The sequence below is a fragment of the Arthrobacter sp. 05N429 genome (genome assembly GCF_056397045.1).
This window is the reverse complement of the sequence record NZ_JBFTMQ010000002.1, coordinates 80,262-106,998: the sequence shown is the minus strand read 5'-3', so window position 1 is coordinate 106,998 and position 26,737 is coordinate 80,262. Positions and strand designations below refer to the sequence as shown.

General features: G+C 69.0%; 25 protein-coding genes. 10 read left to right on the top strand and 15 right to left on the bottom strand.

The genetic code is table 11. From position 1 onward, the window contains the following. Nucleotides 1-16 precede the first annotated feature (16 nt). The 6 genes from AC1DF4_RS04355 to AC1DF4_RS04330 form a co-directional block, all read right to left on the bottom strand. On the bottom strand, nucleotides 17-1,024 hold the full coding sequence (locus tag AC1DF4_RS04355) for a zinc-dependent alcohol dehydrogenase family protein (RefSeq protein WP_476911720.1): 1,008 nt from the start codon (nucleotides 1,022-1,024) through the stop codon (nucleotides 17-19). A gap of 62 nt (nucleotides 1,025-1,086) precedes the next feature. After that, on the bottom strand, nucleotides 1,087-1,995 hold the full coding sequence (locus tag AC1DF4_RS04350) for a universal stress protein (protein ID WP_476911719.1): 909 nt from the start codon (nucleotides 1,993-1,995) through the stop codon (nucleotides 1,087-1,089). A gap of 73 nt (nucleotides 1,996-2,068) precedes the next feature. Further along, a complete protein-coding gene (locus tag AC1DF4_RS04345) occupies nucleotides 2,069-3,235 on the bottom strand; it encodes a YihY/virulence factor BrkB family protein (protein ID WP_476911718.1) in 1,167 nt (388 codons plus the stop codon). 84 nt (nucleotides 3,236-3,319) lie between these two features. Beyond that, complete coding sequence (locus AC1DF4_RS04340; RefSeq protein WP_476911717.1) at nucleotides 3,320-3,916, bottom strand: DUF3618 domain-containing protein; 597 nt, start codon at nucleotides 3,914-3,916, stop codon at nucleotides 3,320-3,322. 18 nt (nucleotides 3,917-3,934) lie between these two features. After that, on the bottom strand, nucleotides 3,935-4,348 hold the full coding sequence (locus AC1DF4_RS04335) for a phage holin family protein (protein ID WP_476911716.1): 414 nt from the start codon (nucleotides 4,346-4,348) through the stop codon (nucleotides 3,935-3,937). Beyond that, nucleotides 4,345-5,202 (bottom strand): hypothetical protein, encoded by an 858-nt coding sequence (locus AC1DF4_RS04330; protein WP_476911715.1) that lies wholly within the window; start codon nucleotides 5,200-5,202, stop codon nucleotides 4,345-4,347. The genes AC1DF4_RS04335 and AC1DF4_RS04330 overlap by 4 nt, the downstream gene beginning before the upstream one ends. A 220-nt stretch (nucleotides 5,203-5,422) precedes the next feature. Between AC1DF4_RS04330 and AC1DF4_RS04325 the strand changes: the two genes are divergently transcribed. Next, nucleotides 5,423-6,358: a spermidine synthase gene (locus tag AC1DF4_RS04325; RefSeq protein ID WP_476911714.1), complete on the top strand. Its 936-nt coding sequence runs from the start codon at nucleotides 5,423-5,425 to the stop codon at nucleotides 6,356-6,358. A gap of 28 nt (nucleotides 6,359-6,386) precedes the next feature. Here the strand turns inward: AC1DF4_RS04325 and AC1DF4_RS04320 are convergent, their stop codons facing one another. After that, the gene (locus AC1DF4_RS04320) at nucleotides 6,387-7,304 is read right to left on the bottom strand and encodes a LysR family transcriptional regulator (RefSeq protein WP_476911713.1); all 918 of its coding nucleotides are present in this window, start codon (nucleotides 7,302-7,304) and stop codon (nucleotides 6,387-6,389) included. A gap of 140 nt (nucleotides 7,305-7,444) precedes the next feature. On the opposite strand from AC1DF4_RS04320, the gene AC1DF4_RS04315 reads away from it, so the two are divergent. Beyond that, the gene (locus AC1DF4_RS04315) at nucleotides 7,445-8,194 is read left to right on the top strand and encodes a 3-hydroxybutyrate dehydrogenase (protein WP_476911712.1); all 750 of its coding nucleotides are present in this window, start codon (nucleotides 7,445-7,447) and stop codon (nucleotides 8,192-8,194) included. Between the two features lie 21 nt (nucleotides 8,195-8,215). On the opposite strand, the gene AC1DF4_RS04310 is transcribed toward AC1DF4_RS04315, so the two are convergent. From AC1DF4_RS04310 to AC1DF4_RS04290, 5 genes are all read right to left on the bottom strand, one after another. Beyond that, on the bottom strand, nucleotides 8,216-8,455 hold the full coding sequence (locus tag AC1DF4_RS04310; RefSeq protein ID WP_476911711.1) for a helix-turn-helix domain-containing protein: 240 nt from the start codon (nucleotides 8,453-8,455) through the stop codon (nucleotides 8,216-8,218). Nucleotides 8,456-8,472: 17 nt separating this feature from the next. Beyond that, on the bottom strand, nucleotides 8,473-8,733 hold the full coding sequence (locus AC1DF4_RS04305; protein ID WP_476911710.1) for a hypothetical protein: 261 nt from the start codon (nucleotides 8,731-8,733) through the stop codon (nucleotides 8,473-8,475). 189 nt (nucleotides 8,734-8,922) lie between these two features. Continuing rightward, nucleotides 8,923-9,576, bottom strand: coding sequence for a LysE family translocator (locus AC1DF4_RS04300; protein WP_476911709.1), 654 nt, complete (start codon nucleotides 9,574-9,576; stop codon nucleotides 8,923-8,925). 61 nt (nucleotides 9,577-9,637) lie between these two features. Beyond that, nucleotides 9,638-11,143, bottom strand: a complete 1,506-nt coding sequence (locus AC1DF4_RS04295) for an amino acid permease (protein WP_476911708.1) — start codon at nucleotides 11,141-11,143, stop codon at nucleotides 9,638-9,640. Between the two features lie 146 nt (nucleotides 11,144-11,289). Continuing rightward, nucleotides 11,290-12,207, bottom strand: a complete 918-nt coding sequence (locus AC1DF4_RS04290) for an SDR family oxidoreductase (RefSeq protein WP_476911707.1) — start codon at nucleotides 12,205-12,207, stop codon at nucleotides 11,290-11,292. 219 nt (nucleotides 12,208-12,426) lie between these two features. Between AC1DF4_RS04290 and AC1DF4_RS04285 the strand changes: the two genes are divergently transcribed. From AC1DF4_RS04285 to AC1DF4_RS04270, 4 genes are all read left to right on the top strand, one after another. Then, a complete protein-coding gene (locus AC1DF4_RS04285) occupies nucleotides 12,427-13,266 on the top strand; it encodes an IclR family transcriptional regulator (RefSeq protein WP_476911706.1) in 840 nt (279 codons plus the stop codon). Nucleotides 13,267-13,486: 220 nt separating this feature from the next. Beyond that, complete coding sequence (locus AC1DF4_RS04280; protein ID WP_476911705.1) at nucleotides 13,487-15,298, top strand: urocanate hydratase; 1,812 nt, start codon at nucleotides 13,487-13,489, stop codon at nucleotides 15,296-15,298. Nucleotides 15,299-15,346: 48 nt separating this feature from the next. Further along, nucleotides 15,347-16,939: a histidine ammonia-lyase gene (gene hutH / locus AC1DF4_RS04275; RefSeq protein ID WP_476911704.1), complete on the top strand. Its 1,593-nt coding sequence runs from the start codon at nucleotides 15,347-15,349 to the stop codon at nucleotides 16,937-16,939. A 150-nt stretch (nucleotides 16,940-17,089) separates the two neighbouring features. Next, the gene (locus AC1DF4_RS04270) at nucleotides 17,090-17,326 is read left to right on the top strand and encodes a hypothetical protein (protein ID WP_476911703.1); all 237 of its coding nucleotides are present in this window, start codon (nucleotides 17,090-17,092) and stop codon (nucleotides 17,324-17,326) included. Nucleotides 17,327-17,528: 202 nt separating this feature from the next. On the opposite strand, the gene hutG is transcribed toward AC1DF4_RS04270, so the two are convergent. After that, the gene (gene hutG, locus AC1DF4_RS04265) at nucleotides 17,529-18,494 is read right to left on the bottom strand and encodes a formimidoylglutamase (protein WP_476911702.1); all 966 of its coding nucleotides are present in this window, start codon (nucleotides 18,492-18,494) and stop codon (nucleotides 17,529-17,531) included. Nucleotides 18,495-18,657: 163 nt separating this feature from the next. Beyond that, complete coding sequence (locus AC1DF4_RS04260) at nucleotides 18,658-20,100, bottom strand: NCS2 family permease (RefSeq protein WP_476912182.1); 1,443 nt, start codon at nucleotides 20,098-20,100, stop codon at nucleotides 18,658-18,660. A gap of 122 nt (nucleotides 20,101-20,222) precedes the next feature. On the opposite strand from AC1DF4_RS04260, the gene AC1DF4_RS04255 reads away from it, so the two are divergent. Further along, nucleotides 20,223-20,846 carry a copper resistance CopC family protein gene (locus AC1DF4_RS04255; RefSeq protein ID WP_476911701.1) on the top strand — a complete coding sequence of 208 codons (624 nt, stop codon included), beginning with the start codon at nucleotides 20,223-20,225 and terminating at the stop codon, nucleotides 20,844-20,846. 107 nt (nucleotides 20,847-20,953) lie between these two features. On the opposite strand, the gene AC1DF4_RS04250 is transcribed toward AC1DF4_RS04255, so the two are convergent. Further along, the gene (locus AC1DF4_RS04250) at nucleotides 20,954-21,580 is read right to left on the bottom strand and encodes an FAD-binding protein (protein WP_476912181.1); all 627 of its coding nucleotides are present in this window, start codon (nucleotides 21,578-21,580) and stop codon (nucleotides 20,954-20,956) included. Nucleotides 21,581-22,063: 483 nt separating this feature from the next. On the opposite strand from AC1DF4_RS04250, the gene AC1DF4_RS04245 reads away from it, so the two are divergent. The 3 genes from AC1DF4_RS04245 to AC1DF4_RS04235 are packed head-to-tail and all read left to right on the top strand — an operon-like array spanning nucleotide 22,064 to nucleotide 26,727. Beyond that, complete coding sequence (locus tag AC1DF4_RS04245) at nucleotides 22,064-23,101, top strand: universal stress protein (RefSeq protein WP_476911700.1); 1,038 nt, start codon at nucleotides 22,064-22,066, stop codon at nucleotides 23,099-23,101. Between the two features lie 43 nt (nucleotides 23,102-23,144). After that, on the top strand, nucleotides 23,145-25,958 hold the full coding sequence (locus AC1DF4_RS04240; protein WP_476911699.1) for a PEP/pyruvate-binding domain-containing protein: 2,814 nt from the start codon (nucleotides 23,145-23,147) through the stop codon (nucleotides 25,956-25,958). Further along, nucleotides 25,951-26,727: a hypothetical protein gene (locus AC1DF4_RS04235; protein ID WP_476911698.1), complete on the top strand. Its 777-nt coding sequence runs from the start codon at nucleotides 25,951-25,953 to the stop codon at nucleotides 26,725-26,727. Before AC1DF4_RS04240 ends, AC1DF4_RS04235 begins: the two co-directional genes overlap by 8 nt. Nucleotides 26,728-26,737 lie beyond the last annotated feature (10 nt).

Genomic DNA, 26,737 nt, shown 5'->3' with positions numbered 1-26,737 from the left:
GCCGCGCACGTATCGGCTACGGGGAGTCCATCCGCAGCACGGCCGCACCCGTGATCCGGTCCTCCGAGAGGTCCAGCAGAGCCTGGTCCGCGGCCGAGAACGGATAGGACACCGTGGTGGGGCGCAGCGGGATCTCTGCGGCGATGCGGAAAAATTCCTCGCCGTCGGCCCGGGTGTTAGCCGTGACGCTGCGCAGCTGGCGTTCCTGGAACAGTTCGGTGGCGTAATGCAGCGGCGGGATGTCACTCACGTGGATACCGGCCACGGCGAGGGTGCCGCCCCGGTCCAGGGCACGCAGGGCCACCGGGACCAGGTTGCCGGCCGGAGCGAAGAGGATGGCGGAATCCAGCGGATCCGGCGGCGGCTCCTCTGCGCCCCCGGCGAAGGTCGCGCCCAGCTCAAGGGCCAGGCTGCGCGCTTCCGCCGACCGCGTCATCACGTACACGCGGGCGCCGCGGTAGAGCGCGATCTGCGCGGCCAGATGCGCGGATCCGCCGAAGCCGTAGATCCCCAGCCGGCCGCCGATGGGCAGCTCGGCGCGGCAGAGCGCCCGGAAGCCGATGATCCCCGCGCACAGCAGGGGCGCCGTCTCCTCGTCCGAGAAGCCCGACGGGAGCCGGTAGGCGAAGTTCTCGGCCACGGTGATGAGTTCCGCGTAGCCGCCGTCGCGGTCCCAGCCCGTGAACACGGGGGAGAGGCAGAGGTTTTCTTCTCCGCGCAGGCAGAAGCGGCAGGATCCGCAGGTCCTGCCGAGCCAAGCCACCCCCACCCGGTCGCCGGGGGAGAATCTCGTGGCGCGGGGCCCGCACGCCACTACCTCGCCGACGACCTCGTGGCCCGGAATGACGCCGGGGCGCCGCGGGGCGAGGTCACCCTCGGCCAGATGCAGGTCCGTGCGGCACACTCCGCAGGCCCGGACCTGCACCAGGACCTCCCCGGGGCCCGCCCGGGGATCGGGGCACTCATCCGCCACGAGTGGGCCGCTACTCATCGGCCCGGGCTGTCCTACCCGCCAGGCTCGCACGGGCGTCCTCCTCTGTTAGAACCTCCAGCTCCCCTCTGAAGGCGGTGGTCCGGTGGAGCGGGTCAGCGCGTGATCAGGACGTTGCACCGCGCCTTGTTCAGGACGGCCGTGACCGTGTTGCCGGGGCCGCCCTCGCGATTGTGGGTTCCGATCACCAGGACTTCGGCGTCAACGGCGGCCGCGAGCAGCTCCTTGGAGGCCGCGTGGCCTTCCCGCAGGACGCCGGAGATCGAGAGGTCCGGGGCAAGATTCCGGGCCTCTTCAAGGGCATGGTCCAGCAGTTCCTGGCCGTGCCTGGCATGCCTGCCGTGACCTTCGCGGGCCCGGCCGCGGGTCTGGTCGATGTGGACGACCTGCAGGGTTGCCCCGAGGATGCCCGCCAGCCGGGCGGCGCCGGCCAGCGCCGCTGAGCTTCGGGACGTCCCGTCGACGCCGACGACGACGGGGGCCGCGGCCTGGCCGGGGCTGCGCGTGCGGCGGATGACCATCAAAGGACAGGGGGAGGACCCGGCCAGGTCGAGGCAGACCGATCCCGCAACATGCCCCAGCACTCCGCCGAGTCCGCGGCTGCTGACCACCAGCAGGCGGGCGTCATGGGCCGCATCGCGCAGCACCGTCGCCGGGAGCCCTGTCTCCATGACACCTTCGACGTCGGAACCGGTTTCGGTCTCTTTTCCCGCAACCCGAGCCGGCGCGGCGGTTCGGGCCGCGGCAAGGGCAGTGCGTGCCACGTCAACACCCTCCGCAAGGATCGCCTCGGCCGAGTGCCGTAGCCCGCTGCCCTCCACGCCCCGGACCGGGCCGAGCTTCTTGGTGAACATGGGCCAGACCCAGGCATGGACGACCCTGATCCTGTAATTTCCGGCGGCGGCATATTCCGCGGCCCAGCGGACGGCGTCCTGCGCGGCCTCCGACCCGTCGTAGCCCACTGCCACAGTGGTGCGGTGGTGCCCTGCGGCGGGTGCCGTCATGCGTCCTCCCGGTCAGCAGTGTCCGCCCCCGGGCGGCACTTTGCCCCAGTAGAACCCGTGGGGCCGGAAAGGGCTAGGGGCTTTGGTCCCGCGGGTTGCGCGGCTCCGTGCCGGGGGTGTGCCCGGTATCCGGGCCGGACTCCGCCTCGGTGTGTTGTTCGCGCAGTTCGCGGCCGTGTTGGATGTCTTCCTCTTCACGCGCCTGCAGCTTGTCGCTCTGCTTCGTATCGCGGGGTGGCAGCTGGATGGTTTCCTCGGCTTCGATGCCGGCCTGGAGCTGGCGGCCCCGCTCCATCTCCGCGTCGAACTCCGCACCGAAGAGCAGTGACATGTTGAGGATCCAGAGCCACAGCAGCGAGACGATGACGCCGCCGATCGCGCCGTAGGTCTTGTCGTAGCTGTTGAAGTTGGCCACGTAGAACCCGAACGCCAGGGAGGCCAGCAGGAAGATCACCAGTGCGATCGCGGAGCCCAGGCTCATCCAGCGGAACTTGGGCTGTTTCACGTTCGGCGTGGCGTAGTAGAGGATGGCGATCGCGAGGATCACGAGCAGCAGGATGACCGGCCACTTGAGGATGTTCCACGCCGTCAGGAAGGCCCCGCCCAGGCCGATCGCGTTGCCGACGGACTCGGCCACAGGACCGCTCAGGACGAGCATGGCCGAGAGCACCAGCACGATCAGTACGGTGGCAATGGTGACGGCGAGCATAGTGCCCCGAAGTTTGATGAACGGCCGGCCCTCGTCGATCTCGTAGACCCGGTTCATGGCCCGGCCAAACGCCCCGACATAGCCGGAGGCGGACCAGAGGGCGGTGAGGATTCCGAAGACCAGGGTAAATCCGGCGGCGGACGAGTTGCTGAGCTGCTCGACGGGCCCTTTGATGGCTTCGACCGTTTCAGCGGGCGCGAACCCGGCAACGATCTCCAGGAGCGCGGAGGTGGTCTTCTCGGCCTGCCTAAAGATCCCCAGCAGGGACACCAGGGCAAGCAGCGCCGGGAAGATGGAGAGGACCGAGTAGTAGGTCAGGGCCGCTGCGAGGTCCGGGCACTGGTCCTTGGTGAATTCGCGCAGCGTCTTCCTGGCAATGTACTTCCACGAGGGTTTGGTGACGTCGGTGGGGCTGTCCGGTTTGCGCGAATCGTCCGGAGCGGGCGCCGTGCGGGCCTTGGCGGTGCTGCTCTCCTGGGTTTCGGCGTCGGTCATGGAGTCGTTGTCTGCCTTGGCAGGATTCTGGGCCATGGGAGTCTTCTTTCATCGGGTTAAGCACATCGGCCGGCCGCCCGGGCGCGTGTGCGCTGGGCGGCCGGCCGGGTTCAAACGGGACTAGTGCTGCTGGACGTTGTCCCTGGCCTCTGCAGTCCGGTCCTTGACGTCTGCCACGGCGCCCTGGCCCTCGGCCTTGACGTGCTCAGTGGCGTCGGCTGCCGTTGCCTTGACGTTCTCCATGGCTTCCTGCGCCGGTTCCTTGAGCCCCTCCGCGACGTGCTTCGCGGCCTCGGTCAGTTCCGTCGTGAGCGGTTCAGCAGCGGTCTTCAGCGCATCCGCCGCCTCGCGTTCCTTGGTGCTGGCCGGGATCAGGGAGGACACCAGCAGGCCGGCGCCGAACGCGATCAGGCCGGCGGCGAGCGGGTTGCCCTGGGTTTTGGCCTTGACCTGGGCGGGGGCGTCCCCGATCGCTGCGCCGGCGTCGCCCAGATGCGCCCCGGCGGTCCCGGTGGCGGAGTGGACGTTGCCGGCAGTGTGGTCGGCGGCTCCCATAACTTTCTCCTTCGCTCCAAAGACGGCGTCCCGTACTTTGTCCGTCTGCCGCTGGACGATGTGGGACGGGGTGACCTTGTCCGCGACGGCATCGACGTTCGTGCCCAGCCGCGCGCGGGTTGCTTCAATATCTGCTCGGATGACATCCGGGTTTTCACTCATCGTGTTTCCTCGCTGAACTTAGGTAGTGGGCTTGAGCGTGGGCGGGATTTCCTGAAGCGTCGCGGCGGTCTGGGGCATGCCCTTGATCGCGTTGAGTTCCTTGCGGCCCCTGGCTGCCAGGACTGCGGCGACAATTCCCCAGATGACGGCGACGACGACGGCGGACCACCCCAGCCCCATGACGTTCCCGAGCGCCCACCAGAGCGCCAGGGACAGGAACAGGAGGACGAAGTGGCCAGCGACGCCGGCCCCGGCCAGCATCCCGCTGCCCTTGCCGGCGCGGGTCGCTGACTGCTTGAGTTCGACCTTGGCCAGCTCGACTTCCTGCCGCATCAGAGTGGACATGTCCCGTGTGACCTCGCCCAGGAGATCGCCCAAGGACGACGTCTCGGCTTTCGCGTGCGCGGCGGTGGGGGGCATTTCGCTGGTCATCGACGGCCACCATCGAAGGGGTCATCGCGGAAGGGGTCATCACGGAGCGGATCCTGCTGGAGCGGGTCCGTCGCCACGGGCTCGGAGGCCCAGCGGTCCTGCCGGACGCCGTCGCCGAGCGGATCGCCGTCGAGCGGACTGGGCGGGTAGGTGTCCGCGAAGCCCGTCGTCGCGGTTTCCGGTGCCGGCATCTGCACGGGCGGCGGCGGAACGGCTGTCCCGGTGTCGGGGATCCGGGTGGCGGTGGCAGTCGTTTCCGGCGCTCCGGCGCTGAGGCTGCGGCTGAGCCGTCCGGCCAGGACACCGGCGCCGGCCGCGAGCAGCAGGAATGTGCCGGGGCGCTGGCGGGCAAAGGACTTCACCTCGGTCAGCAGCGAACCCGGGTCGCGGCCATCTAGCCAGGACGCCACGGTGGAGGACCGCTCGGCGGCCTGGCGCACAAGGTCGGTGGCCACGCCGGGCTGGTCGGAAGCGGCGGCCATGCTGTGCAGTTCGGTGGAAACGGAGCGAAGTCCTTCGGCGACCTTCTGCTGCTGCGCGCCAGCCTGGTCAGTCAGGTCCGACTTGGCCTGGTGCAGGAGGTCCCGGGCGTTTGTCTTCACTTCGGCGGCGACATTGGACGCTTCGGTTTTGGCCGTCTCTGCCACGGTCTGGGCGGAATCAGCGGCCGTGCGCTTCAGCTCCGCGGCCTCGTCCTTAGCCGCGTCGGTTTTGGATGCGCCGGTGTCGGCGGACGTGCCGGAAACGCTGCCGTTTGAAACGGGCGGAAACGTTGTTTCCGGCCGGAGGGGAGTCTGCTGGGTGGCCGTGGGGGTGCGGTAGCTACCGTCCTGGGGCCATTGGTTCTCTGTCATCTTCGCTCTCTTTCAAGATCGGCTGCTGATCACGAACCAGCAATATCTGGGGGTTAAATAGTAAGCATGATTACTAATAAATAGTAAGTACCCTTGGTTTAATTCTTTTGGGATGGCGGACGGACGAAGGGTTCGGCGCCCGCCGGGCGGCCCGACCCGCGGGGAAACCGCCGCGGCCGGTGAACTAGGCTTGAAACATGAGGAAAACGGTGGACGGCTGATGGCGAAGCGGGGCAGGGCGGCCAGTCGGAACAGCACCGAAAAGACGGCCGGAGTGGTGGACGTCCCCAAGGGCAGCCGCCCCGAGGGTCCGCTGGAGGGCGTCTACTACATCGATACCGGCGACTGCGAGCTGATCGCCGACCAGGACAACTCCACCGGGTGGCTGCTGCGGATCAACGGCGTGATGAGTTCGCATATCGACCTGGCGGATCCGTTGTTCCTCGACTTCGAGTACATGCGCTGGATCTCGGCCCTGGTCGAATCGCGCTGGCCGCGGGAATCACGGCCGAAGCTGCGCGCCCTGCACCTTGGCGGCGGGGCATGCTCGCTGGCACGCTACTTCCACGCCGCCTACCCTGATGCCCGCCAGGTGGTGGTGGAACTCGACGGCAAGCTGGCGGAATACGTCCGCGGCTGGTTCGACCTGCCGAAGGCACCGCTCATGCGCCTGCGCGTGGGGGAGGCCCGCGAGGTCACCGAAAGCCTCACGCCGCAGACCCGGGACCTGATCATCCGCGATGTTTTTGCCGGCTCGCTGACACCGCGGCCGCTCACCACCAGGGAGTTCAACGAGCACGCACGGCGCGTCCTGGCCCCCGGCGGGATCTATGTGGTGAACTCCGGCGACGCGCCGGACCTAAGGAACGCCCGCGAGGACGCCGCGACCATCGCGGGGACCTTCAAGCACACGGTGATCATTGCGGACCCTGCCATGCTCAAGGGCAGGCGCTTCGGGAACATGATCATGGCCGGCAGCGATGTCCCGTTCGACGACGACCCTGGGCTCGCGCGGCGGCTGCTGGGCGGTGCGGTGCCCGCTCACATCTGGGACGACGCCAAGGTCCGGGCCTTTGCCGCCGGCGCCCCGGTCCGCCATGACCCGAAAACCGTGGACCTGAAATCGGTGGACCCGGCGCCGTCGACTGCTCCGTAACGGCCCTTTTGAGGCCCCAAAACGGCGCTTATGGAGCAGTCGCTGCAGTTCCGCCCCGGCCCATGAGCGCCTCACGGTGTGCCTTGGTCTGTTCGCGCAGCGCCTGCACCACCGCCGCGACGGCCGGGCGGCGCATGGAGTCGGGCCGCAGCACCATCCAGTACGGCAACAGCTCGGCGAACTCGTCCGGCAGCAGGCGGACGAGGTCCGGATGCAGGTCCGCCGCGAAGCAGGGCAGGAACCCGATTCCGGCTCCGGCGCGCGTCGCCTCCACATGGACGAAGACGTTGGTGGAGCTCAGGCCGTCCCGCATGGTGGGCACCAGCCGCCGCGGGGCGTCCAGATCGTCCACCTGCAGCATGGAATCGACGAAGTAGACCAGCGAATGGGTGGTCAGTTCCTCGATGGTCTTGGGGGTGCCGTACTCAGCCAAATAATCGCGTGAGGCGTACATGCCCAGCATGTATTCGCCGAGCCGGGCGGCCGCGGCCCGGTGCACCTGCGGTTCGCCCACCACCACCTCGATGTCCAGCCCGGAACGCTGCTGGAGCGCGCGCCGGGTCACGGTGATGATCTCGACACTGAGCCCGGGGTGGTCGCGGCGCAGCCTGGCCACCGCGGGGGCCGCGATGTAGGCGCTGAAGCCGTCCGTGGCGGTCATCCGGACGACGCCGGTGATCGGGTCCGGGGTTCGGCCGGGCTGCTCGAGGCTCCGGATCGCCGCCTCCACCCGCTCGGCCACCTGGACCGCCTCGGCGCCCAGGTCCGTGAGCTCCCAGCCGCCGGACGCGCGGGACAGCACCCGCCCGCCCAGCGCCTTTTCCAGCGCGGCAATCCGGCGGGACACGGTGGTGTGGTTCAGCCCAAGGGACTGCGCCGCCGTCGTGAACTTCGCGGAGCGGGAGACCGCCAGGAGCACGAGCAGGTCATCGGGGTTTGCATTCATATCTGCAATTCTGCACATAAGGGGTGCTGGTTTGACCATTGAAACACCCACTTTGTGCGGCAATACTCAGTGAAGCTGCTCAGCGCTGTGCATCGCACCTCCTCTGGGCCGTCAAAGACCGCGAACTGAGGAGTGCAGACATGGAGAGCAGCTTGAACGGGCGCAAGGCCCTGGTGACCGGCGGAGCCGGCGGAATCGGTGCTGCCAGCGTCCGCGCCCTCGCGGCACGGGGTGCCAAAGTGGTGATTGCCGACGTCGACGAGGCCGCGGCCGCAGCCCTCGCCGACGAGGTCGGCGGCACCTCCTGGGCGGTCGACCTGCTCGACGTCGAGGCCCTCCAGGCCGTCAGCCTGGACTGCGACATCCTCGTCAACAACGCCGGCATCCAGCGGATCAGCCCCATCGAGGACTTTGACCCGGCCGACTTCCGCCGGATAATCACGCTAATGCTCGAAGCGCCGTTCCTGCTCATCCGCGCCGCTCTGCCGCACATGTACGCGAACAACTTCGGCCGGATCATCAACCTGTCATCCGTGCACGGGCTCCGCGCCTCACCGTTCAAGAGCGCCTATGTCTCGGCCAAGCACGGGCTGGAGGGCCTGAGCAAGGTCACTGCGCTGGAAGGCGGCGCCCACGGCGTGACCTCCAACTGCATCAACCCCGGCTACGTCCGGACCCCGCTGGTCGAGTCCCAGATCGCGGACCAGGCCAAGGTGCACGGGATCCCGGAAGCCGAGGTCCTCGCCAAGATCATGCTGACCGAGGCCGCCGTGAAGCGCCTCGTCGAACCGGAGGAGGTCGCCTCCCTTGTGGCCTGGCTGGCCTCTGACGACGCCGGGATGGTCACCGGCGCAAGCTACACGATGGACGGCGGCTGGTCCGCGCGCTGACAGGCGGCGATCGGCGGCCGGTCAGTCCGCTGTGTCCTCGCCCTTGTCCTCGACCTTGTTCTTGTCTTGCGTGGCCGGTTCGGTGGAGCGGCGGATGTAGTCGTTGACGGCTTCCTCGGGCACCCTGAACGAGCGTCCCACCCGCACCGCGGCGATGGCGTGTGATTTCACCAGCCGGTAGACAGTCATTTTGGATACCCGCATGGCCGCAGCGACTTCCGCGATGGTCAGGAAGTGTGAGGAGAAGTTCGCTGAGCTCATTTCTTCTGGCCCGTCCACTAGTCGGGGTACCGGAGTTGCCGGTAGTCGTAGAAGACGATGTCCTGGGGTGCGAGGCCGGGCGTCCGGAGGCCTACGTAGGGGGCCTCGATCACCGCCACGGTGCCCAGGCGGCGGCCGTTGAACGGGTCATCGCCCACCAGGACCTGCCCCACCTGGAACGGAATCCGCGATGCCCTGGCGCGGCTCACCCTTTCCGACAGCAGGGTGGCCACACGGCGTCGTTGGCGCTGGGCCTGCGAAGATGCTGGAAACCCCATCGAAACCACTCCCTCGGGACGAGCGCCATTCGGAATATCGGCGGGTCCGGACCAGTTGAGGCAGGCTCCCCAGCGTTTGTCCCGGCCGGTCCGGTACCGCCGTGAAGCAACTGTAGCCCCGCGCCCCTCTCGTCACACGAGTAACTTCTACCCCGGTCAGGCCGGGCACCACTTGGGCCACAGCACGGACTACTTGCCGGGCTGGGGCTCCGCCCCGTTGCCGACGAGGACAAGGGTTCCGCCCAGCCCTATCATCATCGCCCCGCCGGTGGTGCCCAGGGCGGCGATCCGCCGGGGCGAGCTGGCAAACCAGCGCCGCGCCGTGCCCGCGATCAGCGCCCAGCCGCTGTCCGAGACCAGCGCGATCACGAGGAACAGCGCCCCCAGGGTCACGAGCTGCAACGGAATGGCGCCCGCCGAATAGTCCACAAACTGGGGCAGCACTGCCACGAAGAAGACAATCGACTTGGGGTTGGTGGCGCCCACGATGAATCCCTCCCGGAGGATCCGGAAAGTCGACGCCGGACGTGACGGTTCCGCCGCCGTCGGGCTTCCGCCGCGGTGCCGGATGGCCTGGATCCCGAGGTAAATGAGGTAGGCCGCGCCGGCGAACTTGACCGCGCTGAAGAGCAGGACGGACTGGGCCAGCACCACTCCCACGCCCAGGGCCACCGCGGCGATCTGCAGCAGCTCCCCGGCGGCGTTGCCCAGCACGCTCAGGAGCCCGCCCCTGCGGCCCAGCGCCAGCGTGCGACCGATGACGAACAGCACGCTGGGCCCCGGCACGGCGATCAGGAGGAGGGCCGCGAGGGCAAACGTCAGCAGGTTGGTGGCGGGGACCATGACTGATTTTAGCCCCGCGGGGAGGCCGGCGCAGGGCGCGCCGGCCTCCCCGCCGTCGTCCTTAGCTTTGCGTCGGAACCTGCGGGAGCTGCGCGGTTTCGTCCGCGAGCTCGGCCCGGACCCGGCCGTGTCCGCGGACCCAGAGCCGGTATCCAATCACGAGCAGTCCAAGCCAGGCGGCGCCCACATACAGTGCCACGCGGGTGTCCTCGAAGGCGCCCAGTATTCCGATGACGAGGGCCATAAAAACGATCGTCGCCACCGAGGCGGCCGGCCACCACGGCGACGGGAATTCCGACGCCGGCAGCCCCTTGCGGGCGATCTCGCGCTTCATTGCCACGTGGGAGGCGAGGATCATCACCCAGACCCAGACGGTGGCGAAGGTCGCGATCGAGGCGATCAGCAGGAAGACGTCCTCCGGGATGACGGCGTTCAGGACCACGCCCACCAGCAGGATGCCCGCCATCATCACCACGGTCATCCAGGGCACGCCGTGGCGGGAGACCTTGCCGAAGCTCGCGGGGGCATGCCCCTGCCGGGAGAGACCGAAGAGGATCCGGCCGGCGCCGAAGATGTCGCTGTTGATCGCGGACAGCGCCGCGGTGATGACTACGGCGTTGAGGATGTGGGGCGCCGCCGGGATGCCCAGCCCGCTGAAGATCTGGACGAACGGGCTGCCGTTGGTGCCGATCTCGTCCCAGGGGAAAAGGCTCATCAGGACACCGAGGGTCAGCACGTAGAAGAGCAGAACGCGCACGGGGACGGTATTGACGGCCTTCGGGATGACTTTCTTTGGATCCGCGGCCTCGCCGGCGGTGATGCCCAGGGTTTCGATGCCGCCAAACGCGAACATCACGACGGCGAACGAGGCCAGGAGGCCTTCGAAGCCGTTGGGGAACAGCCCGCCATGCTCCACGAGGTTGCCCAGGCCGGGCGCAACCGTCGCCCCGCCCGCCTGGAAGCCGAACACGATGATGGCGGCGCCGCCCGCGATCATGGCGATGATGGCCACCACTTTGATGAGTGAGAACCAGAACTCGAGTTCGCCGAAGACCTTGACGCTAAGCAGGTTCAGCGCCGCGAGGAAGAAGATGATCGCCAGGACCCAGATCCAGCGCTCGACCTCGGGGAACCAGAAGCCCATGTAGATACTGAAGGCGGTGACGTCGGCGATCGCCACGATCGCCATCTCGAACACGTAGGTCCACCCCGTCACGAAGCCTGCCAGCGGGCCGAGGTAGCGGCTGGCGTACTGGCCGAAGGAACCGGACACGGGGTGGCGCACGGCCATTTCACCCAGGGCGCGCATCACCATAAAAACGGCAGCGCCGCCGATCATGTACGCCAGCAGCACGGCAGGGCCGGCCTTCTGGATGGCCGAGGCGGAACCGTAGAAGAGTCCGGTGCCGATTGCCGAACCCAGTGCCATGAAGCGGATATGGCGGACGTTGAGTCCGCGGTTCAAGACGGTTTCGACGGCGGCGCCGACTACTCGTCCGGCGGTGCCCGGCGTACCGGCCGGTCCCGGGGGAGGCGTTGGCTTGATGTCCGTGGTGGCTTGTTGCATGCGAATACCTTCTCGTCATTGGGAGGGGGATCGCTAACCAGCAGACCATGTTGAGGCAGGCTGTGATGAGCCTCACGGGCAGGCGGTGTCTTCGATTTCAGACATCCCGGGCGCCGTGGCCATCTTCCGGCGGTGTGAGCGGCGGGTCAGCGGTACCCGGCGGCAGCCGCCGGCAGGCCGGCGTCCTGCACTTCGACCAGATACCGCCAGCAGTCGGGCTGGGAGCCGTCGACGTCAGTGAAGCCGTACTCGCGTGCCAGGCCGCCGGAGGAAAAGGAACCGCCACCACGGCCCAGCGCGCCGGGGTCGGCCGCGAGGGCCGCCACTGCACGGCCGACGAAGCGCGGGCTTTCCGAAATCGCGGCGAAGTGCGGCTGGACAGCGGCGGCATCACGCCAGTTCTCCTCCGTGACGCCAAACGCTTCGAGCATCATTTCGGACCGCATCCAGCCCGGCGTGAGGGCCACCGCCGTGCATCCGTACTGCTTCAGCTCCTCCGCCTGGCTGTAGGCCAGCCGGAGCACTGCGGCCTTGACGAGGTCGTAGAACACCGAGACCCGGTAATGCCCGGCGTTGTATTCGCGTGTCCCGTCGGTCATCTCCACAACGAGGCCGCCGGGCCGGCGGATCAACAGCGGCAGGGCGTAATGGCTAGTGATCAGATGCGTGTCGACGCCCGTGTGGAGCATCCGAAGCCCGGCGTCCAGATCGTGAGCCCAGACCGGCGTGTTCCATTCAATCCGCCGTTCACCGCCCCAGACGTCGTTGACCAGGATGTCCAACCGGCCCTGCTCGGCGTCGATCCGCCGCACCAGCGCTTCCACTTCCGAAGGCTGGAGGTGGTCGACGGCGGCGACGATCCCCGCACCTCCGGCCGCGCTTACCAGGGCCGCCGTTTCCTCGACGGTCTCGGGCCGGTCGTAGTCCGAGCGGCGGCCCAGTGCCGACCGGCCGGTGCAGTAAACCGTCGCGCCCGCCTCACCGAGAGCGACGGCGGTACCGCGGCCCGCGCCGCGAGTGGCGCCGGCCACCAGGGCAACGTGGCCCGAGAGGTCCGGTTTCATGTCTCTCCGTCCCGCAGGAACTGCCGTGTCCCTGCCCGCACACAGCCTGGCGTCCAGCAAAACACCCCTGGAGCCGGACTGGTAGGGGCCGAAGGCCCGCCGGCACCCCGGAAAGTCTGGAATTCCAGACATGCCGGCGGAGCGGTTCCTGTTCGGGACCCCTGGAAGGGCGCATGCTTAAGTACGGGATACCGGACACTGCGCTATTGAAGAGGATCCATGCCAGCCACGAGCACCACCCCGCCAGTCACCGCTGCGGCACCAAAGGCCGCCCCGGCAAAGATGGCCTCCAAGGTGCCGGCGGCGGAAAATACCCTGCGCATCCTCAAACTGCTGGCCTCCAAACGCGGGCCGATGGCGGCGTCGAACATTGCCACGGCGCTGGGGCTGCCGCGCTCCAGCGTCTACCACCTCCTCGGCGTGATGGAGGCCAACGGATTCGTGCTGCACCTCCACGAGGAGCAGCGCTACGGGCTCGGGATCAGTGCCTTCGAGCTCAGTTCGGCCTACTCGCGGCAGGAGCCCCTCTCCCGCCTGGGCCGGCCGCTGCTCGCCTCGCTCGTGGACGTGATCGGCGAAAGCGCCCACCTCGCGGTGCTGCACGGCCGCGATGTGCTCTACATCGTGGAGGAGCGGGCGAAGAACCGGCCCTCCCTCGTGACCGACGTCGGGGTCCGGCTGCCGAGCCACCTCACGGCCAGCGGGCGGGCGATCCTCGCGGCGCTGCCGAAGTCGCAGGTCCGGGCGCTGTACCCCAACGCGGCCGCCTTCACCGCCCGTCACGAGACGGAGTCGCCCATCATGAAGTACTCGGCGCTGTCCTCGCATCTGGACCAGGTCCGGCAGCGCGGTTATGCGACCGAACACGGGGAGGTGACGCCGGGCTTCGGCTCGATCGCCGCCGCCGTCACGGACCACGTCGGCTGGCCGACGGCCGCCGTCGCCGTGACCTTCCTCGAGGACAAGCTGCCGCCCGAGGAGTGGCCCGCCCTGGCCGCCCGGGTGCGGAAAGTAGCGGACGATCTCTCCACCCGGATCCACGGCCGCCCTTCCGCCTGACCCCAGCCCGCACTCCCGTTGCGCTGTCACCTACGGTGCTTATGCCCGCGGTTTAGGCACCAAAAGTGATAGCGCAACGCCGGGGCGGGGAAGCAAGTGCGAGCGTCTGGAATCCCGGACAGCGCCGGCCTGCAGGCCCTGTTTCCGCGGCCGCGGACAGGCTTTAGTTGATATAGAACCTCGTATCCCCGAACCACCCGAGACAACAAAGGAGCCCCTCATGGCACCCGCCGATTTCACCACCGGTGCCCGCCCGGTCAAAGCAGCCCGCGGCACCGAGCTCACCGCCAAGAGCTGGCAGACCGAAGCCCCGCTGCGCATGCTCATGAACAACCTGGACCCCGAGGTCGCCGAGCGCCCCGATGACCTGGTGGTCTACGGCGGCACCGGCCGCGCCGTCCGGTCCTGGGCCGCGTTCGACGCCATCACCCGCACCCTGGAAACCATGGAAAAGGACGAGACCCTCCTGGTCCAGTCCGGCAAGCCGGTCGGCGTCTTCCGCACCAACGAATGGGCGCCGCGCGTGCTGCTGGCCAACTCCAACCTCGTCGGCGACTGGGCCACCTGGCCCGAGTTCCGCCGGCTCGAGGCCGAGGGCCTGATGATGTACGGCCAGATGACCGCCGGGTCCTGGATCTACATCGGCACCCAGGGCATCCTCCAGGGCACGTTCGAGACCTTCGCGGCGATCGCCCGCAAGCTCACCGGGGACGAGAACGGCACCCTCGCCGGCACCTTGACCCTCACCGGCGGCTGCGGCGGCATGGGCGGCGCCCAGCCGCTCGCCGTCACCCTGAACGACGGCGCCTGCCTGATTGTCGACGTCGACGAGACCCGCCTCCGCCGCCGGGCCGGCAAGCGCTACCTCGACGAGGTCGAAACCGACCTCGACGCCGCCATCGCCAAGGTCCTCAAAGCCAAGGAAGAGCGCCGCGGCTGGTCCGTGGGCTACGTCGGCAACGCCGCCGAGGTCTTCCCGGAGATCCTGCGCCGCCATAACGCCGGCGAGCTCACCGTGGACATCGTCACGGACCAGACCTCCGCGCACGACCCGCTGAGCTACCTGCCCGAGGGCATCACGGTCGAGGAATGGCACCGCGAGGCCGCGGCCGACCCGGAAGGCTTCACCAAGAAGGCCCAGGCATCGATGGCCAAGCACGTCCAGGCCATGGTCGAGTTCCAGGACGCCGGCGCCGAGGTCTTCGACTACGGCAACTCCATCCGAGACGAGGCCCGCAAGGGCGGCTACAACCGCGCCTTCGAATTCCCCGGCTTCGTCCCGGCCTACATCCGCCCGTTGTTCTGCGAGGGCCTCGGCCCGTTCCGCTGGGTGGCACTCTCCGGCGACCCCGAGGACATCGCCGTGACTGATGCGGCGATCAAGGAGCTGTTCCCCGAGAACAAGCACCTGCACCGCTGGATCGACGCCGCGCAGGAACGGGTCGAGTTCGAAGGGCTGCCGGCCCGCATCTGCTGGTTGGGCTACGGCGACCGCGCCAAGGCCGGCCTGCTGTTCAACCAGCTCGTCAAGGAGGGCAAGGTCAAGGCCCCCATCGTGATCGGCCGTGACCACCTCGACTCCGGCTCCGTCGCCTCGCCGTACCGCGAGACCGAGGCCATGGCCGACGGCTCCGACGCCGTCGCCGACTGGCCGCTGCTCAACGCCCTGCTCAACACCGCCTCCGGCGCCACCTGGGTCTCCATCCACCACGGCGGCGGCGTCGGCATCGGCCGCTCCATCCACGCAGGTCAGGTCTCCGTCGCGGACGGAACGGAACTCGCAGCGCAGAAGCTCGAACGCCTGCTCACCAACGACCCAGGCATGGGTGTCATCCGGCACGTCGACGCCGGCTACGACCGCGCCGTCGAGGTCGCCAACGAACGCGGCGTCCGCATCCCCATGCTCCCCACGAGCCCTCTAACCTCGCAAGTCCCCGCCGGCTCCCAGCCTTCGCAAGCTCAGGCCGGGTCCCTCGCCGGTGGGGCCCCACGGCCAGGGAACCCTGCTCGCGTGGCCCCAGAGACCCGCTAACCACGCCCGCGAAAACCCGGCTCGACCATCAGATTTAGGTAGATCTCAATGACTCTTACGACCCACTCACCGCTCACCGTCACCCTCGGCTCCAGCGGCGTCACCCCCGAGGACGTCGTCGCCGTCGCCCGCCACGACGCGCAGGTGACCATCGCCCAGGACGCGCTCGACGCCGTCGCCAAGGTCCGCGCGCACATCGACGACCTCGCCCACAGCGAGACCCCCGCCTACGGCATCTCCACCGGCTTCGGGGCGCTGGCCAACCGGCACATCCCCAACGAGCTGCGCACCCAGCTGCAGAAATCCCTGATCCGCAGCCACGCCGCCGGCATGGGCCCGGCCGTGGAACGCGAAGTAGTCCGCGGCATCATGTTCCTGCGCGCCAAGACCCTCGCCTCCGGCCGCACCGGCGTCCGCCCCGTGGTCCTGCAGACCATGGTGGATGTGCTCAACGCCGGCATCACTCCGGTGGTCCGCGAATTCGGCTCGCTCGGCTGCTCCGGCGACCTCGCGCCGCTCTCGCACTGCGCCCTGGTCCTGATGGGCGAAGGCGAAGCCACCGGTCCCGACGGCGAACTGTACGGGAGCAAGGGCGGCCCCACCGTCGCCGAGCTCCTCGCCGCACACGGGATCGAACCCGTCACGCTGGCGGAAAAGGAGGGCCTGGCCCTCGTCAACGGCACCGAGGGCATGCTCGGCATGCTCCTGATGGCCATCGCGGACATCCGCCAGCTGCTCACGACGGCGGACATCACCGCCGCACTCAGCGTCGAGGCTCTGCTCGGCACGGACCAGGTGTTCCTGCCCGAACTGCACGCAGCGCTGCGCCCGCACCCGGGCCAGGCAGCCTCCGCGGACAACATGCTGCGGGTGCTGTCCAACTCGCCGATCGTGGCCTCACACCGGATCAACGACACCAAGGTCCAGGACGCCTACTCGCTGCGCTGCGCACCCCAGGTGGCCGGCGCCGTCCGCGACACCGTCGACCACGCCGCACTGGTGGCCTCCCGCGAACTGGCCGCCGCGATCGACAACCCGGTGGTCCTGCCCGATGGCCGGGTCAGCTCCAACGGCAACTTCCACGGCGCCCCGGTGGCGTACGTGCTGGACTTTCTGGCCATCGCCGTCGCGGACCTGAGCTCCATCTCCGAGCGCCGGAGCGACCGGATGCTGGACCCGGCCCGCTCACATGGGCTGCCGGCTTTCCTTGCCTCGGACCCCGGCGTCGACTCCGGCCTCATGATCGCCCAGTACACGCAGGCCGGGCTGGTCTCGGACAACAAACGCCTGGCCGTCCCGGCGTCGGTGGACTCGATCCCGAGCTCCGCGATGCAGGAGGACCACGTCTCCATGGGCTGGCACGCGGCCCGCAAGCTCCGCCGCGCGGTGGAGAACCTGCGCCGCGTCCTGGCGATCGAGCTGGTGACCTCGGCCCGGGCGCTGGACATCCGCACCCAGCTCTCCGGCGGCGAACTCACCCCGGGTCCTGCGGGCACGGCCGTGATCGCCGCGCTGCGCGACGTCGTCGACGGTCCGGGCACGGACAGGTTCCTGTCGCCGGAGCTTGAAGCCGCGGATGCCTTGGTGGCGTCGGGCAAGGTCCGGGCGGCCGCCGAATCCGCCGTGGGAAATCTCGCCTGAAGAAAAACAAAATGCAGTTTGGATGAACAATTTCCGGTGCCCCCGAAATAGTCGGCAACACGGCCAGCGGGGGCCCGGGAACTGTAGTACAAATGGAAAGTCACACCAACGACGTTGTGACGAAGAACATATACAAAGGGGTAGAAGTTCATGAAAGCACGCGGGACGGTTATGTCCAGGCGCCAGGCCACGGCCACGGCGGTTTCCGACTGGCGGGGCCTGAAGGCCGGCGAGCGGGTCGAGATCCTCAAGCATGCGCAGGTTTTGGCGGCCGGTGAGGTCGAAGAAGTCTCGCTGAGCGGCAATGTGCTGTGGCTCGTCCCGGCGGTACCGTCTGAAACCCAGCTCTTCTTGAAATCCGATGGCGTGGAGGTGCGGCGCAGCTAACTGCAGCCCGTCCGGCAGTCCCCGCCCTTTGGGCCCCGCTTCCCGCGGGACCCAAGGGGCGGGGACTTTCTGTTTTCCGGGTCCCTGCCGCCGGTCGCTGCGGGCAAACTGGACTGGCCCGTGTATAGCGGGGCGCGTTGGCAGCTGCGGAAATTGGATCCGGAAACCGGGTCAGTCCGGCAGGCCACTCCGGCGGCGCCGCCTACCCCAGCAGCGTATTGACCAGCCGAGCGGCCACCTTGGCGGTCCGGCCGTCGATATCGAAGTCCGGGTTCAGTTCGGCCACGTCAAGGTGCAGGAGCTTCCCGCTCTTGGCCACCTGGCGGCACACGGCGCTGATCACCGGCAGCGGCACACCGTAGGCGGCCGGGGCGCTCACCCCCGGGGCGACCGCTGCCGGCAGCACATCCAGGTCGATGGTCAGGTACAGGGCGTCCACCTGCGCCAGGAAGGCTGCCACAAAAACGTGCGCGGCCTCCGCTGAGCAGTCCTCGTCCAGCAGGTAGTCGACCCCAAGTTCCTCCGCGGTCCGGAAGAGTGCCCGGGTGTTGTTCGGCTCGGAGATCCCGACGACGGCGTACTTCAGTTCGCGGCCAGCGGCGGCTTCCGCGCGGGCCATCTGCAGGAACGGGGTGCCGGAACTGGGCACGGCCTCGTCGCGGAGGTCGAAGTGGGCGTCCAAATTCAGCACGCCCACGCGCAGCCCCTCGCGGACCGCCGCCGAACCGGCCACGCCCAGGTAGCTCGCGAACGCGGTCTCATGCCCGCCGCCAAGCACCACGGGAAGCTGCCCGGCGTCGAGCAGGCCGGTGATGGCGAGCCCGGCTCGTGCCTGCCCTGCCTCCAGGGCATCCCCTGCCACGGTAACGTCGCCGGCGTCGTGCACCTCCCTGCCCAGGTGGAACGCGAGCGGACCAAGCGCGGCGCGGATCGCGGCGGGGGCCGCCGCGGCACCGATGCGGCCCTTGTTGCGCCGCACCCCGGCGTCGCTGCCGAAGCCGAGAATCACGGCGGGCCGGTGGGAGGAACCGGAAGGCCCGGACGGGACACGGCGCGGGGTGTACGGGGTGACGGCCTGCCACCAGCGGCGGTGGTCGGGGCCGTCGCCGTCGAACCGCCCGGTCCAGGGCTGCGACGGGACATCAACGGAGGGGGCAGGAGAAACCATGCCCCTAGCTCACCCCAGCCCGGGCCGGAAAACCAGCAGCGCCGCCGTCGTGCTGTCCGAAATCCCGGAACCTGCCCTTTAAACGCCACCGAGTTCGCACTTCGCGGCAATGTTTTCCGGAAACACTGCCGCGAAATGCGAACTCGGCGGGGGAGGGGAGTGCCTAGTGCATCCCGAGCGCGGCCTCGATCGGGCCGATCGCGAAGAACAGCAGGAAGGCGCCGGCCACAGCCCACATCAGCGGGTGCACCTCGCGGGCGCGGCCCTGGAACGTGCGGATCAGGACGAACATGATGAAGCCTGCACCAAGGCCGTTGGCGATCGAGTACGTGAACGGCATCAGCGTGAAGGTCAGGAAGGCCGGGATCGCGATGCCCAGGTCCTGCCAGTCGATCTTGCCGACCTGGGAGACCATCATGAAGCCGACGACGACGAGCGCCGGAGCCACTGCCTCGAACGGCACGAGGTTGATCAGCGGGGTGAAGAACATGGCCACGAGGAACAGCAGGCCGGTGACGATGGAGGCCAGGCCGGTCCGGGCGCCTTCACCGATGCCGGCGCCGGATTCGACGTAGATCTGGTTTGAGGACACCGAGGCGCCGCCGCCGACGATCGCGCCGAGCGCGTCCACCTGCAGCACGCGGTCGACGTTGGGGATGTTGCCGTCCTTGTCGATGCTGCCGGCCTCGGTGGCCAGGCCCACCATGGTTCCCATGGCGTCGAAGAAGATGCTCAGCAGGATCACGAAGGCCAGCAGGGTCGCGGCCACAAAGCCGAGGTGCTCAAAGGCGCCGAAGGGGTTGGCCTTGCCGATCAGCGACAGGTCCGGGGCCGCCCATTCGGAGAACGTCGGGGCCACGAGGGACCAGCCCTGCGGGTTGTGGGTCTTGCCGTCGAAGCTGGGGCCGATGTGCAGCGTGAATTCCAGGATCACCGACAGGATGGTCGAGGCGACGATGCCGATCAGGATGGCGCCCTTGACCTTGCGGACCACGAGGGCGATGGTGAGGATCAGGCCGAAGACGAAGACCAGTGTGGGCCAGCCGAGCAGCTTGCCGTCGAAGCCCAGGCCGACCGGAACGGTGGTCCCGGCGACATCGGGGATACGGCGGACAAAGCCGGCGTTGACGAGGCCGATCAGGGCGATGAACAGGCCGATGCCCACCACGATCGCGGTTTTCAGACCCTCCGGGACCGCCTTGAAGACCGCGGTCCGGAAGCCGGTGAGGACCAGGATCAGCATGGTGATGCCGGAGAGCATCACCAGGCCCATCATGTCCGGCCAGGTCAGGCCGGGGTTGGTGGCCACCGTAACGGCGACGAAGGCGTTGACGCCGAGGCCCGTTGCCAGCGCGAACGGGTGCTTGGCCCACGCGCCCATCAGGATCGTCAGGATGCCGGCCACGAACGCGGTGACGGCGGCGACGGCCGGGAAGCCGAGGGTGGCGCCCGTGGAATCGGGAACCGAGAGGATCAGCGGGTTCAGCACCACGATGTAGCTCATGGCGAAGAACGTGGCGAAGCCTCCCCGGATTTCCCGCGAGATGTTCGACCCCCGCTCGGAAATCTTGAAATACCGGTCGAGTGCAGAGCCCTGCTTGAGCATTAGGTCAGGCATTAGTCCTCCGGGAGACGTGGGTGGTTACTTGAATCCTATTGGGCGCACAGCGGGCGTCCGGCCGAATTCGCCTAGTCTGTAAGGAAGACAACACTAGGAGTAGCCCGACCATGCGCCTCATCCGACAGCTTCAGAGTGCCCTCCTGGGCGCCGCGATCCTCACCGCAGCCCTGCTGGGTGCTGTTGCTCCGGCCTCGGCGCACGACGCCGCAGAGTCCACCAGCCCGGCTTCCGGCGCCACCGTGGCGGCGCCGCCGGAGAAGGTGTCGGTCACGTTCAACAAGAACCCTCTGGCGCTCGGTTCGCAGATGCTGGTGAACGACGCCGCCGGCGGCAACTGGGCCGACGGCGCGGTGGAGATCGTGGACAACGTCGCCTCCCAGAAGCTCAAGCCGGGGGCCCCGGCCGGCGCCTACACAGTGGTGTGGCGGGTGGTCAGTTCGGACTCGCACCCGATCGAAGGCAACTTCACCTTCACGGCCACCGCCGGAGCAGCAGGCTCGACGGCGGCTGCCGCGGTTCCCACGATGGGAACCGCCCAGCCGGGCACCACGCCGGAGCCGTCCCAGCCGGCCAACTCCTCGGAGCCCTTCCCGTGGAGCATCGTGATCTTCGTTGGCACGGCCATCGGCATCGTGGTTGTCCTGGGCCTGATGGCCAAGCGCCGGCTCGCGGGCCGCGACGAGCAGGCCGACGACGGTCAGGACGCCGAGCACCAGGGCGCCGGGAACTGAATTGAAGCAACGCGGGGTCACTCCGCGCCCATTCGACCCGCTCTGAGGGGCCGTGTTGACCCCGCGTTGCTGCAGGAACCCACCCGGCCCGAGGACGGATCGTACCGTTAGGCCGGCGCGGCGAGGGCATAACCCCCGGGCAGCACGGCGGGGAAACCATCGGGGTAGACCTTGGCGGAGATTGCCTGGCCGACGACCTTGGCCTGGCGCAGCACTTCCTTCGGCGTCGGCGTGATGAGCTCGCCCACCCCCACGAGGTACATCCCGAGCGCGTGCATGGCCGCCATCAGGTTCTGGCCCGCCGCCATGCCGAGCTCGGAGAGCATCCGGCGCAGCTGGCTGTGGGCGCAGCGGGTCAGGACGAGGTGGTCCGCCAGGAGTACGCCGCCGGGCGTGCGGACCGCCCACTGCTGGGTGGGCCCGGTGATGCCGGCGTCGAGGTGGTCCAGCTGGAGGGCCCGGATATTGTTCCGCACATCCAGTTTGTGGCTGGTGGCGTAGTTCCGCAGGTGCCGGAGGATCTCGTTGCGTTCCCGCAGGCTGGCGGCGTCGGCAGCATCGCAGCGTTGCAGTGAGGACGTGTTGGCCGGATGCCCGGCGCCCAGCAGGTCGAGCCCGTCCACGATGATGGAGTCCACGCCGCGCCGCTGCAGCTCGCTGGCAACCGCCAGCCCGGACAGCCCCGTGCCGATTACGACGGCGGCGGTCCGCTCGATCCCCCCGGACATAGGCATGCTCGACACTGCAGGGTCCTTCCTCGAATGGTGCCAGTTGCGGGGCCGATGCCCCGCAAGCTTTTCCATTGCGCGTTCCGAACGCCTGTCCTGACCGCGGCACCAGCAGGAGCCGCGTTCTGAAAGACGAGTCTCGGTTCAGCAACGCCTCGAAGAATACCTAACATTTCCTGCCTTGGATAGAGCAGGTGAAACATTGGCGGATCCCGGGATTTCCCGGCTATTTGGGCGGCTCGCCAGTCCCGATCCGCCGTCATCCCGGGCCACAGGAAGTTGTGTAAACACTGCGTAAAACATGGGTGACGACCGCCGTCCGGGCCGCCGTGCAACCCGCTTGATTGTTCCCACGAAACCGAGAATAGTTGGGAAAACCAGGGGTTCCGGCCGCAGATTCTTCGGCCGCGTCGCCAATGGACGCTGCGCGCGCGCACGTCTGGCAGAATAGCCGCAACATCAGGCAAGAATCGCGAGGAGGCGGACCCCATGGGCCGAGAACAGGTGCATCCGGATCCGGCAGGGGATGTCCCGGCCGGCTCCGCAGCTCCCCGGGGGATCGTGGTCGGCGTCGATGGTTCAGACCACAGCAAGTGCGCCCTGGTGTGGGCCGCCCGCGAAGCCGAGCGCCGCCGTCGTCCGCTGCACGTTGTCACCGCCTATTCCGTTCCGATCTTCGCTGCATCAGGGCTCGACGGCGGGTACGCCACCGTCGACGACTCGGTGATCCGCGAAGGCGCGGAAGCAATCCTGAAGCAGGCCGTAAACAAGGTCGCAGGGTACCTGATCGACGTCGACGCATCCGTCGAGAACGGCGACGCCTCCGGCGTCCTGCTGGAAATGTCCGAAACCGCCGAACTGCTGGTCTTCGGCACCCGCGGCCGGGGCGGCTTCGTCGGCCGGCTGCTCGGCTCCGTCAGCAGCGCCCTCCCCGCGCACGCCAAATGCCCCACAGTCACCGTCCCCCTGATCTGCTCGGACCGGCTGGGCGAAACCACCGACGACAAGCACGTTCTGGCGGAGCGGGCGAAGTCCGGGCACGTCCCGGTCGAAAACGTTGTGGTGGTAGGGGTCGACGGCTCCGAACAGGCCCGAGTGGCGGTATTGGAGGCGGCGGCCCAGGCCGAGCGTCTCTCGGCGCCGCTGCGGGTGGTCTGCGCCGTCCCGCAGTACAACGGCTCGCTGGCATGGGTTCCCGCGCCGATGGACCGTGAGGCGCTCTTCGCAGACATCAGGACCCAGCTCGACGCCGGCTCGGCCTGGATCAGGAGCCACTTCCCCCGCCTCACGGTGGAGACCCAGCTCGTGGACGGCTCGCCCGTGGACATCCTCGTCGCGGCCAGCCGGCACGTGGAACTGGTGGTCGTCGGCACCCGCGGCCGCGGCGGCTTCGCCGGGATGCTGCTCGGTTCCACCTCGGACGGCATCCTGCACCACGCCAAGGGACCCGTCATGGTGGTCCCGGACCGGGACGATCCCCGGCTGGCGGACCGGGTGAACTTCGGGCCCATTCTCGGCGATTCGTAGCCCCGAACGGACCCCGGGCGGGCGTTGAAGGGAGGGCCGGCGGGTGGAGCAGCTCCCCAACATAGGTGCGCCAGCGCAGGACCAACAGGAACCGCAGCAAGGGCTGGTGCTCGCGCTTGAGCTGGTCAGCGCCGGGCTGCTTCCCGACGTCGGCGGCAAGGCGGCCAACCTCGGTGAACTGATGCGGTCCGGGCTGCCGGTTCCTGCCGGGTTCTGCCTGACCACGGAGGCCTACCGGCGGGCCACGTCGCCCGCCGGGCTCGACGACATCCACGCCGCTCTCGCCGCGACCGCCCCGGACGACCTGCCGGGACTCGCCCGTCTGGCCGCCGCCGCCCGCAGGCTGGTCCTGGCCGTGGACGTCCCTGCCGACATTGCCGACGCCGTCCGGGCCGCCTATGCGGCGCTGGGCACGGTCGCGCCCGTGGCGGTCAGGTCCTCCGCCACCGCGGAGGACCTGCCGTTCGCCAGCTTCGCCGGCCAGCAGGACACTTTCCTGAACGTCGTCGGCGTCGATGCGGTCCTGGCTGCGGTCCGGCAGTGCTGGGCCTCACTCTGGACCGACCGGGCCGTGAGTTACCGCGCCACGCACGGGATCAGCCCCTCGACGGTGTCGCTCGCCGTCGTGGTCCAGCGGATGGTGGACGCGGCCGTGGCCGGGGTCCTGTTCACCGCGAACCCGGTGACCGGAAGGCGGCACGAGGCGGTCATCGACGCCAGCCCGGGCCTCGGCGAGGCGGTGGTTTCCGGGGCGATCAACCCGGACCATTTCGTCGTCGACAGCGGCACGCAGAAGATTCTGGAGCGCCGGATCGGGAGCAAAAGTGTGGCCATCCGGCCGCTGCCGGGCGGCGGAACCGAACGGGTAGAACAGTCCGACGCCGGCTCGCAGCCCTGCCTCGACGACGCCCAGCTGCTGGCCCTGGAGCGCCTTGGCCGCCGCGCGGAGCTGCACTTCGGCGCGCCGCAGGACCTCGAATGGGCCATCGACGGCGGCGGCGTGCTGTGGCTGACGCAGTCGCGGCCCATCACTACCCTCTACCCCTTGCCGGAGCGGCGGCGGGTCCGGGAGGGGACACGGGTCTACCTGTGCTTCAGCCTGGCCCAGGGCCTGACCCGCCCGCTGACCCCGATGGGACTGGCAGGCTTCCGGCTGATTGCCTCGTCCGTGGCGCGCGCGGCGCATTTCGACGTCCCGGAGCCCCACGACGGGCCCCCGCCCTACGTCCAGGCCGGCCAGCGCCTCTTCTTCGACCTGACCCCGGTGGTGCGCAGCGCCGTTGGACGGGCCATCGTGCCGCGGGTGTTCGACGTCATGGAGTCCCGTTCGGCGGCCGTGCTGCGGCGGCTGTTCACGGACCCCCGCTTTTCGGTCACCAACAGGTCCCCCTGGCGGGTGCTGCGCCACGTCGGCCCTGTGGCGGCCCGCGCTAGGGTTCCGGAGACGCTGCTGCGCGCACTGTTCCGGCCCGAGGCCGCGCTGCGCCGGGCGGAGCGGTTCGGTGAACGGTTCCGGGCCGCCTTGGTGGTGCCGGCCGGGTCCACGCCCGTGCAGCGGCTGGACCACGTGGAGCGAATCCTGGGGCACGAGCTCTTCCCGGTGGTGCCGAACATCCTGCCGCTGCCGGCCCTGGGCTTTGCCTCGCTGGCGGCCGCCGGGAGGCTGCTGGGACGCGACGCCGGGCCGGGGGCCCTGCAGCCGGTGCTGCGGGGACTCCCCAACAACGTCACCACCGAGATGGACCTGGCCCTCTGGCAGCTCGCCGCGGCTATCCGGGCCGACGCCGCAGCGGCAGCGGTGTTCGACAATGCAGTGATCGATGACGCAGTGTCGGACGGCGCTGGGTTCGACGGTGCGGGAGTGCTTGAGCTGGTCCGCCGCTACCGTGCCCGCGAGCTGCCCGCCGTCGTGCAGTCCGGCCTCGCCGGCTTCCTGGGCCGCTACGGGCACCGGGCAGTAGCGGAAATCGACCTTGGCATGCCCCGCTGGGCCGACGACCCGTCCCATATCCTCGGGGTCCTGGCCAACTACCTGCGGCTGGAGGACCCCGGCCAGGCGCCGGACCGGCAGTTCAGCAAAGCGGCACGGGAGGCCGAAGCGCAGGTGGAACGGCTTGCCGCCGCCGCGGCGGAGCGGAGCAGGCTGCTCGCGGCGCTGGTGCGGGCGGCGCTGAAACGCACCCGGATGTTTGCCGGCCTGCGCGAACTGCCGAAGTACCACATCGTCGAAGCCCTGGCCGCGGTGCGGGGGCAGCTCCAGGCCATCGGGACGGAACTGGCCGGCGCCGGCCGCATCGGCGAGGCGGACGACGTCTTCTTCCTGGACCTGGCCGAGGTCCGCGAAGGTCTCGCAGGGAGGCCGCTGCAGCACCTCGTGGCGCAGCGCCGCGAGGACTACGCGCAGGAACTGGGCCGGCGGCACATCCCGCGGGTGCTGCTCTCGGACGGGACGGAACCCGAAGCGCTGCAGACCGGCGATGCCGGGGCGAAGGCCGGAACCCCGGGACTCCTGACGGGAACGCCCGCGTCGGCAGGCACCGTCACCGGCACGGCCCGCGTCATCCTGGAGCCGCAGGGTGCGCGGCTGGAACCCGGCGAGATCCTGGTGGCGCCCTCCACGGATCCGGGCTGGACGCCGCTGTTCCTCACCGCCGGCGGGCTGGTGATGGAAATGGGAGGACCCAACTCGCACGGCGCCGTCGTCGCCCGGGAGTACGGGATTCCCGCGGTGGTCGGAGTCCCCGACGCCACCTCGCTGATCACCACCGGGCACAGCATCACGGTCGACGGCGCCGCCGGCACCGTGGTGCGGGACGCCGGGTCTTCGAGCGCCCGGCAGGAGCGGGCCCATGAGTGACGTGCCGGGTTCGCCGCCGGTGACGGGCGACGGGCCGGCGGCCGAACACCCGGCGGACCCCCAGCCGGCGGAGCCAGAAGTGGCGGAGCCACAAGCGGCGGAGCCCCAGCCTGCAGCGGCCGGCGTCGACGATCCCTGGCTCCCCACCTGGCTGGTCAGCCATCCGCTCACCGCCGGCTGGACCTGGACGGGGTTCTGGGCCGCCCTGATCGTCGCAGACGATTTCTTCGACTTCGCGGGATGGTCCTGGTACGTGATGGTCGGGATGGCCGCCCTGCCCACCCTGCTGGCGACCATCGCACTGCTGCAGGCCACCCCCCGCCGGCACCTCAAACCGCGGAAGGACTCCGTGCTGGGCCACTTTTTCGTCCGCTTCCTCGCCCTCACGGCCGCGTTCCTCGTGTGGGGCGTCTCGGTGGTCATGAGCGCCTCGATCTCCACCACCATCCAGTCCCTCGTCGGCGCTTCGGAGCGGGAAGTCACTGCCCTGGGATTCAACCTCCTGCTGGCCGCGGTTCCCCTCGTCGTGTCCGTGCTCTGGCTGGCCTTCATCATCCGCTGCGCGTGGTTCCTGCGCCGGCTCCGCGGCTGGAAACAGGACCCCGCGCCGGCCCGCTTGCCGAAGAAATTCCTGCGCGCCAGGCCGCGGCTCCGTCGGGTCGTCATCGGGCTCGCCCACCCGGGGCTGCTGCTCGTGGCCGGACTGGGCACGTCGGTACTCGCGCTCCTTCTCGGGGCGGTCGAAATGACGCTGAATGTTTTCGCCTAGCCCTCCGCCG

What these genes read in the sequence shown, in the direction of transcription:
- AC1DF4_RS04350 (WP_476911719.1), bottom strand. Translation starts at nt 1,995, where the DNA reads ATGACGGCACCCGCCGCAGGGCACCACCGCACCACTGTGGCAGTGGGC.
- AC1DF4_RS04345 (WP_476911718.1), bottom strand. Translation starts at nt 3,235, where the DNA reads ATGGCCCAGAATCCTGCCAAGGCAGACAACGACTCCATGACCGACGCC.
- AC1DF4_RS04340 (WP_476911717.1), bottom strand. Translation starts at nt 3,916, where the DNA reads ATGAGTGAAAACCCGGATGTCATCCGAGCAGATATTGAAGCAACCCGC.
- AC1DF4_RS04335 (WP_476911716.1), bottom strand. Translation starts at nt 4,348, where the DNA reads ATGACCAGCGAAATGCCCCCCACCGCCGCGCACGCGAAAGCCGAGACG.
- AC1DF4_RS04330 (WP_476911715.1), bottom strand. Translation starts at nt 5,202, where the DNA reads ATGACAGAGAACCAATGGCCCCAGGACGGTAGCTACCGCACCCCCACG.
- AC1DF4_RS04325 (WP_476911714.1), top strand. Translation starts at nt 5,423, where the DNA reads ATGGCGAAGCGGGGCAGGGCGGCCAGTCGGAACAGCACCGAAAAGACG.
- AC1DF4_RS04320 (WP_476911713.1), bottom strand. Translation starts at nt 7,304, where the DNA reads ATGAATGCAAACCCCGATGACCTGCTCGTGCTCCTGGCGGTCTCCCGC.
- AC1DF4_RS04315 (WP_476911712.1), top strand. Translation starts at nt 7,445, where the DNA reads ATGGAGAGCAGCTTGAACGGGCGCAAGGCCCTGGTGACCGGCGGAGCC.
- AC1DF4_RS04310 (WP_476911711.1), bottom strand. Translation starts at nt 8,455, where the DNA reads ATGAGCTCAGCGAACTTCTCCTCACACTTCCTGACCATCGCGGAAGTC.
- AC1DF4_RS04305 (WP_476911710.1), bottom strand. Translation starts at nt 8,733, where the DNA reads ATGGGGTTTCCAGCATCTTCGCAGGCCCAGCGCCAACGACGCCGTGTG.
- AC1DF4_RS04300 (WP_476911709.1), bottom strand. Translation starts at nt 9,576, where the DNA reads ATGGTCCCCGCCACCAACCTGCTGACGTTTGCCCTCGCGGCCCTCCTC.
- AC1DF4_RS04295 (WP_476911708.1), bottom strand. Translation starts at nt 11,143, where the DNA reads ATGCAACAAGCCACCACGGACATCAAGCCAACGCCTCCCCCGGGACCG.
- AC1DF4_RS04290 (WP_476911707.1), bottom strand. Translation starts at nt 12,207, where the DNA reads ATGAAACCGGACCTCTCGGGCCACGTTGCCCTGGTGGCCGGCGCCACT.
- AC1DF4_RS04285 (WP_476911706.1), top strand. Translation starts at nt 12,427, where the DNA reads ATGCCAGCCACGAGCACCACCCCGCCAGTCACCGCTGCGGCACCAAAG.
- AC1DF4_RS04280 (WP_476911705.1), top strand. Translation starts at nt 13,487, where the DNA reads ATGGCACCCGCCGATTTCACCACCGGTGCCCGCCCGGTCAAAGCAGCC.
- hutH (WP_476911704.1), top strand. Translation starts at nt 15,347, where the DNA reads ATGACTCTTACGACCCACTCACCGCTCACCGTCACCCTCGGCTCCAGC.
- AC1DF4_RS04270 (WP_476911703.1), top strand. Translation starts at nt 17,090, where the DNA reads ATGAAAGCACGCGGGACGGTTATGTCCAGGCGCCAGGCCACGGCCACG.
- hutG (WP_476911702.1), bottom strand. Translation starts at nt 18,494, where the DNA reads ATGGTTTCTCCTGCCCCCTCCGTTGATGTCCCGTCGCAGCCCTGGACC.
- AC1DF4_RS04260 (WP_476912182.1), bottom strand. Translation starts at nt 20,100, where the DNA reads ATGCTCAAGCAGGGCTCTGCACTCGACCGGTATTTCAAGATTTCCGAG.
- AC1DF4_RS04255 (WP_476911701.1), top strand. Translation starts at nt 20,223, where the DNA reads ATGCGCCTCATCCGACAGCTTCAGAGTGCCCTCCTGGGCGCCGCGATC.
- AC1DF4_RS04250 (WP_476912181.1), bottom strand. Translation starts at nt 21,580, where the DNA reads ATGCCTATGTCCGGGGGGATCGAGCGGACCGCCGCCGTCGTAATCGGC.
- AC1DF4_RS04245 (WP_476911700.1), top strand. Translation starts at nt 22,064, where the DNA reads ATGGGCCGAGAACAGGTGCATCCGGATCCGGCAGGGGATGTCCCGGCC.
- AC1DF4_RS04235 (WP_476911698.1), top strand. Translation starts at nt 25,951, where the DNA reads ATGAGTGACGTGCCGGGTTCGCCGCCGGTGACGGGCGACGGGCCGGCG.